The sequence below is a fragment of the Nostoc sp. genome, from assembly GCF_036917755.1.
Classification (GTDB): domain Bacteria; phylum Cyanobacteriota; class Cyanobacteriia; order Cyanobacteriales; family Nostocaceae; genus Nostoc.
In genome coordinates this window covers 26,661-44,850 of sequence record NZ_JBALFC010000089.1, presented here as the reverse complement: position 1 = coordinate 44,850, position 18,190 = coordinate 26,661, and the positions used below count along the sequence as shown (strand labels likewise).

Sequence of the window (18,190 nt, the reverse complement as noted above, 5' to 3'; positions counted from 1 at the left end):
TTAAACCCTTGCTCTAAGCGCGTCACCGATAGCGAGTCTTGTCTGCGACACGCTGTTCGCGTTCGAGCGTCACAGCCCGTCGGAGAGATCGCAGCAGTTCTTGATAAAAAGATAAATCAAAAATTTCCTACATAAGCTGAATAACTATTTGCAATTAACGAAGGTCAATTTAGGAAAAAACTCCAAAGCGGCACATGACACTAACATAGGATCTTCAATCGGAGGATTCGTATTTGCAACAATGTGAGTAGCTGTAACTTGTTTGAGAGTCCAATTAAAATCTTCTTTTCTATTATGAGCAATACTTTTAACATGAGTGTAGAAATATTGTCCACGAGCTAAACGATTAGAACCTTGCTGTGTATCACAAGCATAAGAATCATGTTCAGGAGGTAGAACTTTATTATCTTTTGTACCTAAAATTATTGTCATTGGTATGGTAAATGTTTTTTTCAAATCTACAGATGATAGTGGCTCTCCAGTTAGTTTCTTCAGACCGCAGGGATATTCCCTATTTTCATCGGGTATTGTATACGAACCTGCCTCAGCAGCCACAGCTTTTTGAATATGTGCATGGGGCATAAAGATGACCATTCGATGCACGAACTGTGCGCCCGCAGAGTGACCATAGAGATAGTAATTATTAGCCTTTACTTTCGTGGTTATTTTGACAAAAGTAAAGATATTTTCAATTTCACTAAATGCCCATCGGTTTCGAGGATTTAAAATCTTTAAATCTTCTGTAAACATATTGCCAAGATTATACCCTACAGCTTTTGGAAACCACTTTTGTTCAAACTGGGGAGCAAGTAAAATAAAATTCGTATGCTGGTCACTGTTGTATTTATAAATCTTTCTCCAATCATTTCGATAATCTTGAGCATTACGTTTTTCACCGTGCATAGCAAATAAAACTTTAGTGTTTTCCTGCAATGTATCAGGTAAATAGTAGTAAATAGGAATAGAAAAATTAGCATATTTCACTTTGTAAAGAAAACACCCTTCTCCCTTTTTCATCAATCGTAAATTACAACTATTATCTGAAGATAATAAGGCGTAATTAGACGCATTAACAAGATAAGTTGAATAGAAACATAAAAATGCAATTGTAATAAAAACGAGCCACTTTTTCATAATATAAAAAATCTTAAAAACAGATATTTTTTTACTTGTTTACTATAGAACCTTCAGTCTGAGACTAATGGAATTGAGATAAAAATTAAACTGGGTTCAACACTTTGCGATATATAGGACTCGTATTTGATTTTTGAAAAAAATCAGTACACCCCGAAAAGGCTTCTTCCCCACTCCCTGTCTACGCAAATAAGTATGGCTACGCCACGCTGCGCGAACAAAAATAAAAGCAGACTGCTATATCGACGCAAACCCCAAGTGTTATAAGGCACTCCACTATTATGAATTGTAAAAATACTGCGATCGCCATAAATAACTTGATAAAAACTTCAATATATGCAAGCTTCAGATGCGAGGCGATCGCAAATAAACCACCTAAGATGCTTCCTCTTGCTCCAGGCAAGCTGTGAGGTCTGCCATTGATGATAAAGCGCCAACAAGGCCAATACTTCCAGTCGTTCTAAGCTTAAAGTAGAAATGCGTAAGCGTAGTCCGCCGCAGGCATCGCGCACCTGCTACGATAACTGCCCTACTGTTCAGCTACTTCCACCCACAATGTATACATAAGAACCCAAATTCTCGTCATCTGTACCAACAACCACACCGCCTTCCGCACCGGGAACAAGTTCTATCCCTTCAATTTTGTGGTAGTTAGAGCGGTAGAAGGGAACAAGTTGAGGATTTTGTTGCCATGCAATTTTGTTACCATGCAAACCCAAGTAACCAGCGACATATACAGCTGACTGAAATGGCCCATCATCTCCGGCATCACTTGCTGAGGTGATGTACACAATTCCTACGGGGTCTACTTTAATATCTGAAATATGGCGAACGTTGCCTGATGGAAACGGTGCTTTCAGATTGGCAGAACCTGCGAGAGTAATTTGATATTTAGCCAAGTCAAACACTCCCCAAAAAATAGTTGCTGGTTGTTTTCCTTCACCTCGATGTGCCCAAATAGCAACTAATTTGCCGTCTATATTTTGTAATCCAAATGCTTCAAAATTATTTCCTTGAATAATTCCTGGGAGATTGAATTCCTTAAGAACCGAGATGGTCTTATTGGCAGGATTTAACCTGATGTAATAAGCTTTTCCAGAACTACTTAAAGCGATAAAAGAAAATTTTGTTTTCTCTGGAACAGATGTTAAAGCTTCTAAGTCGATGGGCAATTCTATGTTATTTGGCCAGTTCAATGGGAAATATTCAGGTTGGTTCTTACCCTTAATGCTGATGATTGCTAAACGACCTTGGTTTTTTTGTTTGTTGTCATGGACAATTAGAAAATCTAAGGAATTGCTTTGCGGCTCTATCAAAGCTATACCACTGATACCGAAAGGGATACCACCGCGAACCGGACGCCAATCTTGGGCCAAAACTTGCAGGGATATGAGTAATAATCCACCCAAGACTACTATATTGATGATTAACCTGAGAAACCGAGGCATATTGATTTAGCCAAGCTGTGAGTATCGGTAAGAGAAGTGTGTTAGCGGATGCTCAATCATATCAAATCTAGGCAATTCGCACCCGCATCAACAAAGCAGCCTTTTTTACTCAGAGCTATCAGGTTACTTACGTATCAAAATTATGATTTTGGATTTTGATTAAATTTATTTTATTTATACTACTAATTGAAGTGTGGAATGTGGGTTTTAAATAATTTTCATTAATCAATCAATTTATATAAAAGATTGGTAATTGAATTCACGATAAAAGCTGATGGTTTTTCACACATACCACGAGATTTTATGAAAATAAAATGAAGAGGGGAAGACGATTTAGCCTTCCCCAAAGTTAAAAATTTAGGACACTAATATAAGATGCTAACGCTGAATTTGCTACTCAAGTTTTAACCACAGTCAACGGCGTATTCAATTAGCTGGGCCAGACGCTGACGTAGGGTTTCTAATCCCAAGCGCTGACTCGCAGAAATAAACACCGCTAAGGGAAATTCTTCCCTAGCTACAGCCAGTGTCGCACTATCGGCTTGATCAATCTTGTTAAAAATAACCAGCGCCGGCCCAGGAGTTATTGGCATTTGCGCCAAGATTTCTCTGACTGAGCGAATATGACGCAACCAAGCTGGGTGAGATAAATCTACTAAATGTAGTAGGGCATCGGCTTCTGTGACTTCCTCCAAGGTGGCGCGGAAGGCATCCATTAACGATGCAGGCAGTTCGTGTATAAACCCTACCGTATCTGTAATCAGAATTTCCTGATGTTCATTTGTTTCGCCATAAGGAATCACCAGGCGGCGCGTGGTGGGATCGAGAGTAGCAAATAACTGGTCGGCTGTATAAACTTCTGCATTCGTGAGAGCATTCAGCAAAGTGGACTTGCCAGCGTTGGTATATCCAACCAAAGCCACTGAGGGAACTTCCCGATGCTGTCGTCGCTGTCGTAACCGCGAACGATGTGCCTGCAACTGGTTCACTTCTTTTTGCAGTCGGGAAATTCGCTGCCCAATGGCACGGCGTTCAGTTTCCAGTTTTGTTTCACCAGGGCCACGAGTCCCAATACCACCACCCAATCGGGACATTGTGCGACCCCTGCCAGCCAGTCGCGGCTGCATATATTCTAGCTGTGCTAGTTCTACTTGCAACTTACCGGCACGCGACTGAGCGCGTTGGGCAAAGATATCCAAAATAACTTCGGTGCGGTCAACCACCCGGATACCAATTTGCATTTCTAAGTTGCGAACTTGGGAGGGTGAGAGGTCGCGGTCGAAGACAACGAGATTAACTCCTAGTGTTTGGGCAGTTAGGGCAATTTCTTGCACCTTACCTTCGCCAACTACGGTTTGGGGATGAACGCGCGATCGCTTTTGTTGTATTGTCTGTAATACGTCTCCCCCAGCAGTATCAACTAAACGTGCCAATTCCACTAGGGTATCTTGGAATTGTAGGGGAGTTATCTCACTGGTCATCACCCCCACAATCAGCACGCGATCGTGGTCAGCATCGACTTCCTGGGCGATAAATTCGCGCTGGAATTCCGCTTCCAGATTTTCCACCAAGTCTACTAAATCTTGCTCTACCAGATCATCCAAGCCCAGAGGTGGTGATATATTCCAACTTGGGGATTGGATTTGGCTTTGCTCTACCTTAAGAGCAGCAGGACTAGTAATCAGGGTGCGAGACTCTTGGGGTGTCAGATGAGCTAGATAAGCTTCTTTGACATACCCAGTCGCACCGCCTCCCCGCCGTGTAAATCCCGTTCCGGTAATATTTAGGACAACGAGGGCATCTAAGCGTTGCAGTGCCATAGCCGTGAGCGCGGATTCATTGGGCGGTTCTGGCTTGAGATGGGTGGCAATACAACGAATACCACTGAGTCGTTCTGCACCGTAACGGGGTAATTCCAGGGGTGGAATTTGCGTTTGACGCGGTGTGCCTACCCCGACGCGAATCACTTGTCCGCGACGGTTGATGTAGGCGCACACAGGCTGATTGACTTCTGTGCTAATTGCTGCCAGACGCTGGGAAAAGTCAGGCGTGGTGATGCGATCGCCTGGTATGCGCTGGTGATACAGCCGCTGTAGTTGCTTCAGCTGGCTGGATTTCAGACCTTGGAGATTTCCAAAAATAGTTTCTATAGGCGTTTATGACCAGTTAAATGGCCCCCCGAATCCTTATATGTCTATTTTACAACAGGGTTTAGGCTGCTATCTCTCTCCTTTGAGGGATGCGTTATGAATTTGTTCGCGGTGGGTATTTATTTGAACCTATGCGTGATCGCATTTAATTTCAGTTGCTTAAAATTGAGGCTTGATATGCAAATCCCATACTTCTTTTAAACGCTTTGCATCTGATTCGGAAATTTGCCCTATTTTAGCCAGCAATAAAAACTGTTCTAGGCTATCCAATCGAGACAGACGGACGGTTGAAGCAACACGCAAGCCACTTGCAGCCCAATCATTTAGAGGTACATCAGTTTGTGTGCGTGGTTTTGCAGATGTGACTACTGCTATTACAACATCATTTGCATCTATCCACAACACAAGTACGGGGCGCTTTTTGGAACCGCCACCACTAGTGAATGAAATATCTGCTACCCAAAACTCACCTGCTTGGATAGTCGTCATAAAGTCCTTCGTCTTCTGGTGCGTAGCCGTTCAAAAAAGCGTCATGGTTGCGGGTGCTTTGGGATTCTTCCGCTTTTTGTTGGATGGTGATTACCCAGCGTCCTGTAGTTATATTTTGCAGTATTGATTCTGGGAGATTCAATTTCTCCCCTGGTTTTAGTTCAATTTCATAAGTCAGAGTAGTCAATTCATTTTGCATAACTGTTGGTTAGGATTTTCATAATTCTAGTGTAATTTTATTTAGGGGCGATCGCTGCATCTGAATTGTATTTTTCTCAAAGATGCTCTTTTTCAGTCGTTGCTTTCAGGTGCATAATCAATACAGATAATTAAACCATCTAGCAATTCTTGCATAACGGCTGCTGAAACTTTTCCTAAACACTGGACAAATCGCTCAGTTGTTACACTACGAACTTGCAAAACATTGCCTGCTGAGTTTGAGTCTAAGCCATTTTCATTAGTTTGCTGGATGGGAATCATGAAAAGGCGATTTTGGAATTTAGGTTGCCATGTTGCCACAGGAATAATAATCCGCATTGGTATAGAAATAAAGATATCAGAACTAATCACAACAGCAGGGCGAGTCTTCTGAATTTCTTGTCCTCTGGTTGGATCAAGTTGCACTAGCCAAATCTCACCTTTTTTAGGATTAGTCATTCTCAGTTTCCCAGTCTTCACCATCCAGAACGGCAAACTCTGTTAATTCTGGGTCATTCAAAAAATCTTCGGCTATGGCGGCGATAAAAGGTTCTATTATTTTGTGACGTTCTGCTACAGGTAGTCGGGCAATTTCTCGGAGAGATAGCCGTTTTTGCTGTTGGACATTTGATGAGATACTAGAATCTGAATCTTCAGTGTTTAACTCCTGGTGATTGGCTGTTTTTTTTACAAGAAACTCAACAAAATCTAGGACTTCTTGTTGCTTGTCATTCGATAGAATTCGCAGATGATCTAATACAGCTTGTTCAATGTTGATTGTTTCTGACATTTGATTTTCTTTCTTCAAGATAGGTTAACTTTTTAATTTTTCATTCATAGATATCGCTTTTCATTTCAGTTACTATTTTCAGTACAACGGTGAAGGCGATCACTACATTAGTTTAGTCTTTATAGCGGTTATTGAATTAAAGCTTTAAATCGCTCATCTTGCCGGATACCATCAAAATTAGAGTCGATTTTTGCTCTATTTTTATATTTTTCATAACTGATAGCAATTGCACGTTGTAGATTTTCAATTGCGAATTTAATAATGTCTTGCTTGGCGAAACAGCAAGCCTTATAGTAGTAAACTCCACCGCAGCATTCAGGCTTCATTTCAATAGCTTTATCATAGCTGGCAATCGCTTGTTCATAGATGCCTAAGTAATAAAATGCCATGCCACGATTGCCCCAACTTTCAATATCTTTATTATTAATTTTTAGTGCTTGGTCATAAGAGTTTATTGCCTCCTCATAACGACCTAGTTCGCTAAAAGATAGCCCACGATGATACCAAGCCCAATAGTCATCAGGATTGAACACAAGAACTTCGTCATAATTAGTAATCGCCTCTTCATAGCGTCCTAATATTCGTAGTGCTTCACCTTTTTTGTACCAAGTCGAGTAGTTATAAATTTTTAACTCAATAACTTTCTCATAACTGCTGAGTGCTGCTTCATATTCATTAGCAGCAAATAATAAATTTCCGAGTTCAAATAGTAATGATGCTCTAACAATTTCCGTTTGATGTTTTTCTGATAGAAGGTCTTGAATTTCTAGTACTTTCTCTATCTTTTTCTCATGACTGAGTTTTAAATCTTTCTGACAACTAGCTTCATCTAGTAGGCGATTTGATTCTTGTTCTACTAATTCTGGTGTTGTGGGTAATTCAAACACCCCAGAACGCCAATCAAAAAAATCTGGAGCGCGATGAATTAAATAGTTTATCGAAAATGAACGCAAAAGAAAAACAAAGCTAATTGCAAAATCATCTCTAAAGCGTTCTCGCTGTTGGTTTAAGTGATTTAAAATATGCGGTACACTGGTTAAATTACTAAATTTTCCTTCGGTAATTGCACCAAAACTTCTTTTTTCATATTTGTATAAAGAATATTCCAGACCTGTAATCAATAAAATATCAACTTGCTTGTCTTTAACAAACTCTGCTACTGGCTGATATAAATTATCAATTGCCTCAACCAAGCGCAAAACAGCAATCTTCTTCTGCGGAATCTGCTGGGGAAGTTTGACAATGAACTTGTCTGCTTCCCCAGGTGTACATTGGACAAAAAACAAACCAAATCCTGATTTTCGCTTCAGTGCGCGAAGCAAGTCTTGATAAGCTTCTTCTGCTTCTGGGGGTAAATCATCATCCCAATCACTTAAATTTGGGTTCATGAAAGTTTCGCTACGGCTTCTTTAAATTCTGGAATTCCTTGAATCAATGGATGAATATCATACCAAGGCAGCATCTCTTGCTCATCATCAAAATAGCGGTATTCTAAAAGACATCGGTTATACATCAAACTCCGATACAAGTCAGCATTAATAATGCGCTTAGAACGAGATACTTCCGCTAACAGACACCATTGATGATTTTCCACAGTGCGGCGATAAGTATCTCTGGCTTGAGTAATTGCTCGTCGCACCGCCTTTTCTGAAACAGGTAACTCCTCACTGCGTCCAATGGCATCTTGAGTTAACAATAGCAAATTCCTCACATGACCTCCACTCATTAAACAAAGTCTGTCTAAGGTTTCGGGACTATCAAAAATTTCTTTCTCTAGTGATAGTTCGGGTGCAATTTGGCGAACTCGCTTGTTAATAACTTCTTTAACTTTCTTGAGTCCTGGCTGGTAAACTTCCCCCTTGAGAGTGTTTACCATAATCATCGGCAAAATTTGGGGGTCGCCGTAAATATCTCTGAGGTCTGTTGCCCTGGTAGAATAGACCATTGAAATGGGAACAGTGTAAATCAAATGGCAATCTAAAGCTTGGAGTTGTTCGCTGCGGTCTAAAAAGACTTCCTCATAGTTGGTGCGATCGCCGTCTTTAACTAACACCATCCGGTCTAAATTATCGACAATTACCGCCAGTTTATTGTCGCCATTAGGTAAGTGCTGTTTTGCATCCACCAGAAACTCATTTAACACCTGAATTAAAGTGACGGTGTGAGGATCAATTTTTTGACGAATCTTCTGGCGTAATTCAGGAACAGCTCTTAAATTTGCGGTCAACTTGGCGAATTGAGCAAGCTGCACTTCTACAGCCATCTTCTCAAACTCTATGGGAGTCAGCGCCAAATCTTTTAAATCTACCCAACGATCTTTCAACCAGTCGAGTATCGGACGAGGACTGGCAATTCCTTTTAAATCTTTGAGCAAACGGCGGGTACAGGCGAGGAGAATATCTGTATATTGAGCATCTTCAGAATCGATATCCTCTTCATCAGCCTCAAAATACACAACATAAAATTGCCGATTTTCTAAATAGCTCTTTAATCGGCGTAGTTCTGTAGACTTTCCCCCACCCCGATGACCAGAATACAATTGGCAAGTATTTGTATTTGCCAATCGCATCCGATTTCCCAACTCTTTTAGAATATCCGCATCTCCCCGCACATCCTGACAATCTACATATTTGGGATCACCTGCGGGTAAGGGTTCAAAGGGGTTAAAGGCGTTGTAGAGGTTTGCGAGTAAGTCAGTACTATTAACCATAGGTAAAAAATATAGCAATAATGCTCATAATAATTGAGATTATAGAGAATAGAGGTAGATGCATCCAGTTCAAAGACTCGTTAACGGAGTTCAAAGGTGGATTCATCCAGTTCAAAGATTCATTATTCTTACAAAAGAGAAAGTGGGGTTAGAGTCTTGCGCCAGCGTTTGACTGCTGTTTGTAATTCGCCCGACAACCAGCTATCAAATTGGGGATAAACTGGCGATCGCGGCACCAATTCCCACCCCGCAGGCTGTAAAATTTCTCTTAATGCCTGTTCTTGAACATGAGGATAATCGGGATTCACCTCATCTTTTGGCCCAATTCCGCCCAAATCTCGCGCACCAGCTGCGATACAAGCGAGTAACCATTGGTCATCTTTAACTAAATTCGGCGGAATTTGAATCGTAATATCTGGCGGTAAAATCTGACGCGCCCTAAAAATGACTTCCGGTAACTGATGGGGGTCAAAAGGTGGTGCATCAAAGGTTTGCTGATGTCCTGGACTATGAGGTTGCAGGATAACTTCTTGGATGTGATGGTAATGTTGGTGCAAGTCAGATATAGCTTCCAAAGTTTCCCACCAATCATCTACAGTTTCCCCAATTCCCAACAGCAACCCCGTTGTAAAGGGAATCTGCAACTCTCCCGCCCATTGCAATTGTTGTAAACGGACTTCTGGTAATTTACTCGGTGCGTGCCGATGTACACTATTTAACAATGTTGGCGTTAACTGTTCCAACATCAGCCCCATCGAAACATTTACACCCTTGAGCTTTTGCATTTCCTCAAAACTCAGTGGCCCCGCGTTTGTGTGCGGTAAAAACCCCATTGCAAGCGCTAATTCACACAAATCATAAATTCGCTCAAACCACGCCTCACGCCTTGGCGAATGGGGATGCACTTCACCACTGAGTATGAGGATTTCACAGACTTTTTCGCTTTGAAGTGCTTTTAAAATACTGTCTGCATCTGAAAGACTCATCCAGGGACTTTTACCCGGTTCACTGCGAAAGTTGCAATAACTACAACGATTAAAGCACTCGTAAGTGGGAACGATTGTATAAGCAGGGCTATAGGTGACAAGACGAGAATTATTAATTCGCATAAGCAGGATAATCTAAAAGAATGCCTTGCTCAAACTATCTCAAACTATATAGATTACCGTGTGACACTTGCTACGATTATATTAGATAAACAACAACTATTTTGCTTTGTAAATTTCTGGTAACTGCCACCAAGTAATATGAGGATATTCGTGATGTTCTTCATGATACCCGAAATGATAGCATGTGATAAATGACCACCAAATTGGACGGGGAATCGTTTGAGAACAATGAGGCTGAATATAACCTCCTATGGGTTCGCTATGAGGGAGGAAAGTACCAAAATAAAATAATTGAAATGAACTTAAAAGCGAGGGAAGCACCCAAAACGTTGTTAGATTAGCATGGGGTATATGAAGGATCTGATTAGCAAAGTGATAGATAAGAGTCAGAGCAATTATTTGTCCCCAACTCCAGTAACCCTTCATAAAATGAAAATACCAAGCAAAGAAATTTTTGTGTTTACCATTATGGAAATCTGGGTCTATTTGAGTTGCTGGATTATGGTGATGCAGCCAATGTTTTTTCAATAATTTTTTATATGGTAAAAGACCATAAAAAGCTAGGGTTAATGTCCCAATAAGATGATTAATCTTAGTATTCTGGGGAAACACTACCCCATGCATGGCATCATGAGAGGTAATAAATAATCCCGTATATAAAAATGTTTGCCATAGTATAACAGGCGATAACATCCACAATTTTAACTTGGAGATGTCAAGGGAAAGTAATAAACTCAGGCTAATAACCCATGCGCTAACAATGACAATAGCAATGAAAAGTCCCTTAAACTGAGATTTACTTTTCACTACTGGGGTCTGTTTTGGTTGATGACTGTGTGGTTGTTCTAATTGAATCACGCTTTTACTCCGCCTAATATTCAGGTGAAAATTCCTAAAATATAGTCACCACAAAAAGTGCTAACCACCAGCCAGAAAACTCTTTTAGTGGTCAGTGTTTCGCATTGGATAGTGCCAATACTTTAAAATGTTTAGAAGTATTAAGATACTTTAATTATTATTACACATACCAGCCGATAGTAACAAATATTTTCGGTTGAGACGTTGAACAATATACGTGATGACACTATGAAAGATAGTAATTATGGAAACTAGTGTTTTCCATATAGTACTTTCTAAACAGCCGAAGCTGGCGAAAAGGATGGTGACATAATTAGCGGGAAGAGTAGGATATGAAGTGGAGTAATTCCCGCATGACGCTGTAGCCGTTGAGATGCCAAATTAGGTAAGCGACAAAACCGACCATAGCTAAACGACCGTTCCAAAATTCGGACTCAAGAGTAAACCCCAACTCTAAAGTATTATGATGCTTGTGATTATATGCGTTTTCTATTGCATCAGTTGGGTAAAGTCCCATTGTTGATTTTCCTGAAGAATTAAATTATGTTTCTTATCATGTTTAACCAATAAATTAGAGCTATCTATCCGTCTGTAGTACTAAAGTGTAAACAAGTCTAAAGTATGAGATTTTCAAGATTGCCAGGAATTACTTTCAAATTAGCGAAATAGTACTTCAGATATCAAAAAAAAATCTAACGAAAGTTAGAAGGTTTTATGAGTGTTATTGCCCAATTTTTGCTAGATAAGTTAAAGGGCTGGAGCCGCTTACTAAAAGTGAATCATCCTGGAAAAAGTAAGGATCATTAGCTTACCATGACTCGCACTCCCGTTTAGTGACATAGTGACGATAGCGAAACATCGCTTCTAGTTGCACTTGCACTAACCAACCACTGACAAATTCAACTGTTCCTCCACCAGGCATAGAGAAGGAAATAGCATCAGTCAGCTTAGTTTTGCCATTTTCCGGTTCAAATTCATGTCGATGTACCCAAGATTCAAAAGGGCCAGATATCTGTTCGTCGGTAAACAGGCGATATTTTTCATATTCAGTATGACGCGCTAACCAAGTTAGGGGTAATGGGCCGAGAAACAGACGAAATTCTGTGATAGCGCCCACGTTAAGCCCCCCTTCACGACGAACCACTTGGACTGGCTGCCAAGGTGGATTCAGCAGTTGCAAAATATCTGACCTTTCGTGAAATTTCCAAACTACTTCTGGTGGGGCATTAATTACTGAGGAATGTTTAAATTGCAGCATGGAAAGAAAAACCTAAAAATTCAACTTTCGGATTCGGTATCAATCTCGATATCTAGAGTATCTTCATCAACCCGCACATACAAAATATTTGGGTTACAGCAAACTTGACAATCTTCAACGTAAGATTGCTGTCCTCCAGCACTCAAATCAATAAAAGTTAAGTTCGGTTCGCCGCAATAGGCGCAGTAATACTCAGCTGTGTTTTGCATCAAGTTTTCAGCGATGAATTCTATGGTATTGGGGATGGGGCATGGGGGATTGGGCATTGGTTATTTATTTCTCCCTTATCCTCGCCTACTGCTGTGTCCCCACTCCCCTATTATCGAGTCCCTCCCAGTAATGGCTGTAGTTCCTTGGGGGATGGATTGATATAACTTTTAGCATCAGCCAAATGCTTTAGTAGTGTAGACTGTGGCAGAGGCCCTTGCAAGTGGCTCCAGGGTAATACTTGTTCTGTTGACCATTCGGCGTGGACGTAAAAATCTAAGTCGGGGATTTGTCCTTTGAGTTGTTTGAAAGCACGTTTGTAGCTACCCAAGGAGTCGCCAAAGTCACGAGTAAGTTGGAGAAGTTGCGAGAGTCTACGATCGCCTCTCGATAACAAAGCCTGTATAATTGACCAATTATAGCTTTCTGGGCGAAATTCTATCCCCTGCGGTTTTAGCTGTTTTTGCAAAAACTGCAACCGCTTTTCGGCTTGACGATTCACCCCAAACCATTGAAATGGTGTGTGTGCTTTGGGTACAAAGGTGCTGCATCCAAATGTTAAGCGCAATCCCGGCGCAGCTTTTTTGATATTACGCATCATCGCCACGGTTTGCTCTAAATCCTCTGGTTCCTCACCGGGAATTCCTGCCATTCCGTAGAGTTTCAAGCTTTTTAATCCGCCAGCTTTGGCATTTATTGCAGCTTGGATGATTTCATCATTATGCAGCTTTTTGTTGATGATTTGCCGAATTTTCTCGGAACCACTTTCTATAGCAATTGTAAGCGATCGCGTGTCTCGTTTTGTCAAAGTTTCTGCTAACTGCACTGTTACGGTATTGGTTCGCACTGAGGCAATACTGAGACGGACATCATCGTACTTTGGCTGACTGATATAATCTAGCAAAGTCTCAAATTCTGGATGCTGAGTTACTGAAGCCCCCAATAATCCTAACCGATTTGTGACTTCTAAACCTCTGGCGATCGCTGGAATTAATGAATCTTCAAGACTCGCTGTTCTAAAAGGCAGTGTGAGATAACTCGCCAAACAAAAACGGCACATTTCTGGACAACTTCTCACCACTTCCACCATGTAAATATTTTCCCATGCGGCTTTTTCGGTGACTACAGTCGATGCCGATAGAGTATTTCCCCGATAAGTCTGCTTTTGCACCACTGCGGGAATTTCGGGAGAGATTGGTTTAATTGACTTTACTGCACCATCTAGGCTGTGATATTCAACTTCATATAAACTGGGAATATAAATTCCTGGGACTTGTGCAAGTCTTTTTAGTTGAGTTTGTCTTGAGGCATTTCTTACTTCTTTGTACGCTTCAATGAAATTCCCCAGCAGGTTTTCGCCATCTCCCAGTAAAATTACATCAAAAAAAGCTGCAAAAGGTTCGGGATTTGCTGTGAGAACTGGGCCACCACCAAAAATTATTGAATGAGAATCATCACGAGAAGTTGCCAGAATGGGAATTTCTAAAGATTCCAGCAGGTTTAAAATATTCACATAATCTAGTTCCCAGGAAATCGAAAATCCGACAATTTCCGGCGTTCTGGGGAGTTGTTCGTGAGTATCTGTAAACAGGCGACTCACTTGCACATCATCACGCATTGCCAAGGTTGCCCAAACTACCTGATAGCCAAGGCTAGTGATACCTACGCTATATTCATTGGGAAAGGCAAAGATTATGGGGATAGCGTTTGTATCTGGGGTGGCGGGGGTGAAAAGGAGGCGTTCAGAGGTAAATACAGATGATGTCACAGGTGTTTTTTAGAGGCAAGTTTATCTATATCTAATTTTAAGCCATAGAATAATCAAGTTAAAAATAAATGTCACGCCGTTCGCAAGAATAATCGGTAAGGATTGTAGATATATTCCATAAACTAGCCACAAAAAAACACCAGTTATGAATGTAATGAGCGTCAACAAAGAAACATCTTTTGCTGATTTTGTTTGCCACGTTTTAAACATCTGTGGCAAAAAAGAGATTGTGGTTAGTGTGGCGGCAGCTAATCCGAGAATTGTCAGAAAATCCATTTAGATAAACCTATAAAATAAATTTTTTATTTGTTAAAAATTTATAACCTGATTTTTTTAATACTGTTTAATGTCTTCGATTTTACATTATAACGTGAGGTAGAAAATGGATAAAACAAAAAGGGAAAAAGTTAAACTCCTTTCCCTTATCATTTCAGCTTTATCTTAATTATTAAACGATATGTGATTGAAACTAGCAAAACCGATTAATTAATTCTTCACGGGATAACTGCAATAGTAAAGGCGTAAACTCCTCTGGTGATAACGCTAATAAAGGTTCAATAATTGCTTGAAGTTCATTATCTATTTCACCAAAGCGAACTTTAAGCAAGTTTTCCACCACTAAGGGTTCTCCCTGCTGAATTCCTTGTTGTTTAGCCTGTTCTCGGTCTTGTTGGTAAAGTGGTGCTAATCGCATAAGTAATTCCCTATCTTCCTCGTCTTGATTTTGAGTAACTTGTAAGTTTTGTTGCAAGTTGTATAGCAATTCTAACGCTGCTTTTCGGAAAGGATTATCAGGAGTAAGCGCTTCTAGTTCGTCAATTACTTGCTTTTGAACGTTCCCTCTACCGATGATTCTCAGCCATAAGGTTTCTGAGATAGATGGCAACTGATGAATTGCTACTATCGCGGTACGCAAATATTCTGGCATGAAGTATATTCCAGGCAGGTAGTCATCTTTTGGGTTAGCACCAAATCCTGATAGATGAATAATTGTGACGATCAAGACTAGCGACTTAGCCCACCCTAACCACCACAAACCGCATAACCCTTTGATTCGCTGTAGCGATCGCTGTGGGGAATTGTCATTTATGGGATTATCTCGGTAGAATTGAGTTAAACAGTATTTACAGTAAAAATATGTACACAAAAACAACACGTAATTTAGTAGGTAAGAACAGTAAATTAAACGTCAGTTCATACCCTACAATAAGCAATAACAATTTCCCAGATAGGAATACCAGAGTGTACGCAATTGCTTTTGATATGGATATTGAACTGCTACGACAGTCCGATGGCGACCCATATAACAATGCTTATGGTGAGATTAAAAAAGTATTGACTTCACACGGTTTTACTAGACAGCAAGGTAGCGTTTACTTTGGAAATGAAAATGTAAATGCTGTTACTTGTGTGCTAGCAGTTCAAGATTTAGCTAAACAATTAGTATGGTTTCCTGTAGCAGTAAGAGATATCAGAATGCTAAGGATTGAAGAAAATAACGACCTATTACCCGCAGTTCAAGTAAACTTACCCGGTGAAAACTGACGACGGTCAACAATTTTAATGGAGCTTCAATTCCTGCCACTGAACGGTAGGGATTTTTTATGTTTAAAAAATTTATTATTCTCCTGAATAACTCTCAGTGGGATGCCAGCGTTACTCATCTGGGTTAGCGATCGCCTTTGAAAAAACTTTGCGATTTACTGAAGTGTTTTAACCGATTTTCTGACTCTTTAGCCATGTTGATAGCAGATGCGATCGCACTTAGTTAAATATGTTATCCGCTACTATAGCAATACCCATAAAAAATGCCGGTTAGCTTATCCACCGCAGAAGAATAAATAGTTAGACCTTGAGGCAGAGCCTCGACGAATGCATTCCCAGTCTGAGACTGTGAACGAGGAAAAACGAGGAAAAATATTTTCTGAAAGCTGACAAAAAATCAGGAATTAAAATCTTAACAAGAGTCATAATATTAGCTGGAACTATTTTCAAAACATATCGTGAAAAATCCTGTTGCCTGAAAGCTAGGGAATGTCGAAATCCCAAAAAATTATATGAATGCTGAAGACTTCTTAAACCAAGGATTAAACCACAGTTTGCAAGGGGATTATCAAGGTGCGTTCGCAGCTTATACCCAAGCAATCAAGCTCAATGCTAACTATGCTGAAGCTTACCATAATCGAGGAATTATTCTCAGTGGTCAACTCAAAGATTATCATGGTGCGATCGCAAACTTCAATCGCGCCATAGAAATCAATCCCAATTTTGCTTTAGCCTACTGCAACCGAGGTAATGCACGTTACTTTTTAGCCGACTATGAAGGAGCGATCGCTGATCATAACCAAGCATTACAAATAGATCCCAATTTAGCCCAATCTTACCACAGCCGGGGTAATGCTTACTTTGCTTTGGAAGACTACGACAAAGCGATCGCAGATTATATCCAAACAATAGAAATGAGTACCCAATTAGCTGATAATATCAATATTGATATCGCCAATGCTTATCATAATCGGGGTGTCGCTCGTTTTGAACACGGCGATCATCAAGGAGCGATCGCGGATTTACAACAAGCTTTACAATGGCATCCCCATTTTGCCGCAGCTTACAGCAATCGGGGTAATATTCATCAAATCTTAGGAAATTATCACGAAGCGATCGCTGATCATAACCAAGCATTACAATTAGATCCTAACTTAGCGGAGGCTTATCATAACCGAGGTAATGCCCACTACGCTTTAGCAGATTATCAAAGTGCGATCGCTAATTTCAACCGCGCAATAGAAATCAATCCCAACTTTGCCGGAGCATACTACAATCGGGGTCTGGTTCTGTCTTATCTCAAAGAATATCACCGAGCAATTGAAGATTTTAACCAAGCATTAAAATTGAATCCTGATGATGTGCAAGCCTATTGTGAGCGGGGTCTTGTTCGTAGTACTCTTGAAGATTATCAGGGTGCGATCGCAGATTATGACCAGGCGTTACAAGAAAATCCGACACTAGCTTTAGTATACGGTTTTCGGGCGAATGCTCGTCGCCGATTGGGAGATTATCAAGGTGCAATTGAAGATAGCAATCGCCTATTACAACTCAATCCTAATTTAGCAGAAGGATATTGCGATCGCGCGGCGGCTCGTCGTTCTTTAGGTGATCATAAAGAAGCAATTAAAGATTATGATCGAGCATTACAGATTAATGATAACTTAGCCGCAGCTTATTATGGTCGGGGTATTGCCCGCGAAGCCCTGCAAGATTTACAGGGAGCAATTGATGATAACACCCAAGCAATAGAACTTGTTCCTGATTTTTCGCAAGCGTACTGCAATCGCGGAAATGCTCGTCGTCTTTTAGGAGATGAACACGGGGCGATCGCAGATTATAATCAAGCATTAGAAATTAATCCCAATTTAATTGAAGCATATTACAACCGAGGTTCTACCCGCTATGCTTTAGAAGAATATGAAAGTGCGATCGCAGATTATACCCAAGCTTTGCAAATAAATCCCCAATCTGCTGCATTTTACAGCGATCGCGCCAATGCTCGCTATGCCCTAGAAGATTATCAAGGAGCAATAGAAGATTACAGTCGAGCGATCGCGATCGACCCCAGCTTTACTGAAGACTGGTACAATCGGGGTCGTAGCCGTTCTTTATTAAAAGACTTACAAGGAGCGCTGGCAGACTTAAACCAAGCCTTACAGCGTCAGCCTAATTGGGCTTTAGCTTACATCCTTCGGGCAGATGTCTACCAAAATCTGGGAGACTCTCAAAGAGCAATTGCCGATTTCCAGAAATCCGCAGACTTGTATTACAAAGAAGGAAATATCCAGTATTATCAACAAATTATTGAGCTAATTGAACAGCTTAAATGAGGGCATGGGGCATGGGGCATGGGGCATGGGGCATTGGGCATTGGGCATTGGGCATGGGGGATGGGGCATGGGGCATTGGGGATGGGGCATGGGGCATGGGGCATGGGGCATGGGGCATGGGGCATTGGTTATTCTCCTCGTCTCCCTCATCTCCCTCATCTCCCTCACTCACCACTTCCCTTGTCTCCCCTAC

20 protein-coding genes are annotated in these 18,190 nt (G+C 40.9%); 2 read left to right on the top strand and 18 right to left on the bottom strand.

The window, feature by feature from the left end:
* Positions 1–144: 144 nt before the first annotated feature.
* The 17 genes from V7L05_RS18910 to V7L05_RS18830 form a co-directional block, all read right to left on the bottom strand.
* Positions 145–1,134: a hypothetical protein gene (locus V7L05_RS18910; protein WP_335166218.1), complete on the bottom strand. Its 990-nt coding sequence runs from the start codon at positions 1,132–1,134 to the stop codon at positions 145–147.
* A gap of 536 nt (positions 1,135–1,670) precedes the next feature.
* Entirely contained in the window at positions 1,671–2,582 is a 912-nt protein-coding gene (locus tag V7L05_RS18905) for a hypothetical protein (protein WP_335166216.1), read from the bottom strand.
* A gap of 404 nt (positions 2,583–2,986) precedes the next feature.
* Positions 2,987–4,732 carry a GTPase HflX gene (gene hflX / locus V7L05_RS18900; protein WP_335166308.1) on the bottom strand — a complete coding sequence of 582 codons (1,746 nt, stop codon included), beginning with the start codon at positions 4,730–4,732 and terminating at the stop codon, positions 2,987–2,989.
* A gap of 159 nt (positions 4,733–4,891) precedes the next feature.
* Positions 4,892–5,221, bottom strand: coding sequence for a type II toxin-antitoxin system PemK/MazF family toxin (locus V7L05_RS18895; RefSeq protein ID WP_335166214.1), 330 nt, complete (start codon positions 5,219–5,221; stop codon positions 4,892–4,894).
* Positions 5,199–5,420, bottom strand: coding sequence for a hypothetical protein (locus V7L05_RS18890; protein WP_335166212.1), 222 nt, complete (start codon positions 5,418–5,420; stop codon positions 5,199–5,201). The genes V7L05_RS18895 and V7L05_RS18890 overlap by 23 nt, the downstream gene beginning before the upstream one ends.
* A 92-nt stretch (positions 5,421–5,512) precedes the next feature.
* The gene (locus V7L05_RS18885; protein ID WP_335166210.1) at positions 5,513–5,878 is read right to left on the bottom strand and encodes a type II toxin-antitoxin system PemK/MazF family toxin; all 366 of its coding nucleotides are present in this window, start codon (positions 5,876–5,878) and stop codon (positions 5,513–5,515) included.
* Entirely contained in the window at positions 5,871–6,209 is a 339-nt protein-coding gene (locus tag V7L05_RS18880; protein WP_335166208.1) for a DUF2281 domain-containing protein, read from the bottom strand. The genes V7L05_RS18885 and V7L05_RS18880 overlap by 8 nt, the downstream gene beginning before the upstream one ends.
* A gap of 128 nt (positions 6,210–6,337) precedes the next feature.
* On the bottom strand, positions 6,338–7,597 hold the full coding sequence (locus V7L05_RS18875) for a tetratricopeptide repeat protein (RefSeq protein ID WP_335166207.1): 1,260 nt from the start codon (positions 7,595–7,597) through the stop codon (positions 6,338–6,340).
* Complete coding sequence (locus tag V7L05_RS18870; RefSeq protein WP_335166205.1) at positions 7,594–8,919, bottom strand: ATP-binding protein; 1,326 nt, start codon at positions 8,917–8,919, stop codon at positions 7,594–7,596. The genes V7L05_RS18875 and V7L05_RS18870 overlap by 4 nt, the downstream gene beginning before the upstream one ends.
* Positions 8,920–9,047: 128 nt before the next feature.
* The gene (cofG, locus tag V7L05_RS18865; RefSeq protein WP_335166203.1) at positions 9,048–10,028 is read right to left on the bottom strand and encodes a 7,8-didemethyl-8-hydroxy-5-deazariboflavin synthase subunit CofG; all 981 of its coding nucleotides are present in this window, start codon (positions 10,026–10,028) and stop codon (positions 9,048–9,050) included.
* Between the two features lie 96 nt (positions 10,029–10,124).
* The gene (gene crtW, locus V7L05_RS18860) at positions 10,125–10,886 is read right to left on the bottom strand and encodes a beta-carotene ketolase CrtW (RefSeq protein ID WP_335166202.1); all 762 of its coding nucleotides are present in this window, start codon (positions 10,884–10,886) and stop codon (positions 10,125–10,127) included.
* A 313-nt stretch (positions 10,887–11,199) separates the two neighbouring features.
* A complete protein-coding gene (locus V7L05_RS18855) occupies positions 11,200–11,403 on the bottom strand; it encodes a chlorophyll a/b-binding protein (protein WP_335166201.1) in 204 nt (67 codons plus the stop codon).
* A gap of 291 nt (positions 11,404–11,694) precedes the next feature.
* Positions 11,695–12,144, bottom strand: coding sequence for an SRPBCC family protein (locus V7L05_RS18850; protein WP_335166199.1), 450 nt, complete (start codon positions 12,142–12,144; stop codon positions 11,695–11,697).
* A gap of 20 nt (positions 12,145–12,164) precedes the next feature.
* Positions 12,165–12,353: a CPXCG motif-containing cysteine-rich protein gene (locus V7L05_RS18845; protein ID WP_012411100.1), complete on the bottom strand. Its 189-nt coding sequence runs from the start codon at positions 12,351–12,353 to the stop codon at positions 12,165–12,167.
* A gap of 110 nt (positions 12,354–12,463) precedes the next feature.
* A complete protein-coding gene (locus V7L05_RS18840; RefSeq protein ID WP_335166197.1) occupies positions 12,464–14,119 on the bottom strand; it encodes a B12-binding domain-containing radical SAM protein in 1,656 nt (551 codons plus the stop codon).
* Positions 14,120–14,140: 21 nt separating this feature from the next.
* Positions 14,141–14,395, bottom strand: a complete 255-nt coding sequence (locus V7L05_RS18835) for a SemiSWEET transporter (RefSeq protein WP_335166195.1) — start codon at positions 14,393–14,395, stop codon at positions 14,141–14,143.
* 193 nt (positions 14,396–14,588) lie between these two features.
* Positions 14,589–15,266 (bottom strand): hypothetical protein, encoded by a 678-nt coding sequence (locus V7L05_RS18830; RefSeq protein WP_335166193.1) that lies wholly within the window; start codon positions 15,264–15,266, stop codon positions 14,589–14,591.
* 95 nt (positions 15,267–15,361) lie between these two features.
* Here V7L05_RS18830 and V7L05_RS18825 point away from each other — a divergent pair, with 95 nt between their 5' ends.
* Positions 15,362–15,664 carry a virulence protein gene (locus V7L05_RS18825; protein WP_335166191.1) on the top strand — a complete coding sequence of 101 codons (303 nt, stop codon included), beginning with the start codon at positions 15,362–15,364 and terminating at the stop codon, positions 15,662–15,664.
* A gap of 512 nt (positions 15,665–16,176) precedes the next feature.
* Complete coding sequence (locus V7L05_RS18820; RefSeq protein WP_335166189.1) at positions 16,177–17,997, top strand: tetratricopeptide repeat protein; 1,821 nt, start codon at positions 16,177–16,179, stop codon at positions 17,995–17,997.
* Here the strand turns inward: V7L05_RS18820 and V7L05_RS18815 are convergent.
* Positions 17,990–18,172, bottom strand: a complete 183-nt coding sequence (locus tag V7L05_RS18815; protein ID WP_335166187.1) for a histidine kinase — start codon at positions 18,170–18,172, stop codon at positions 17,990–17,992. The genes V7L05_RS18820 and V7L05_RS18815 overlap by 8 nt on opposite strands.
* Between the last annotated feature and the right edge of the window lie 18 nt (positions 18,173–18,190).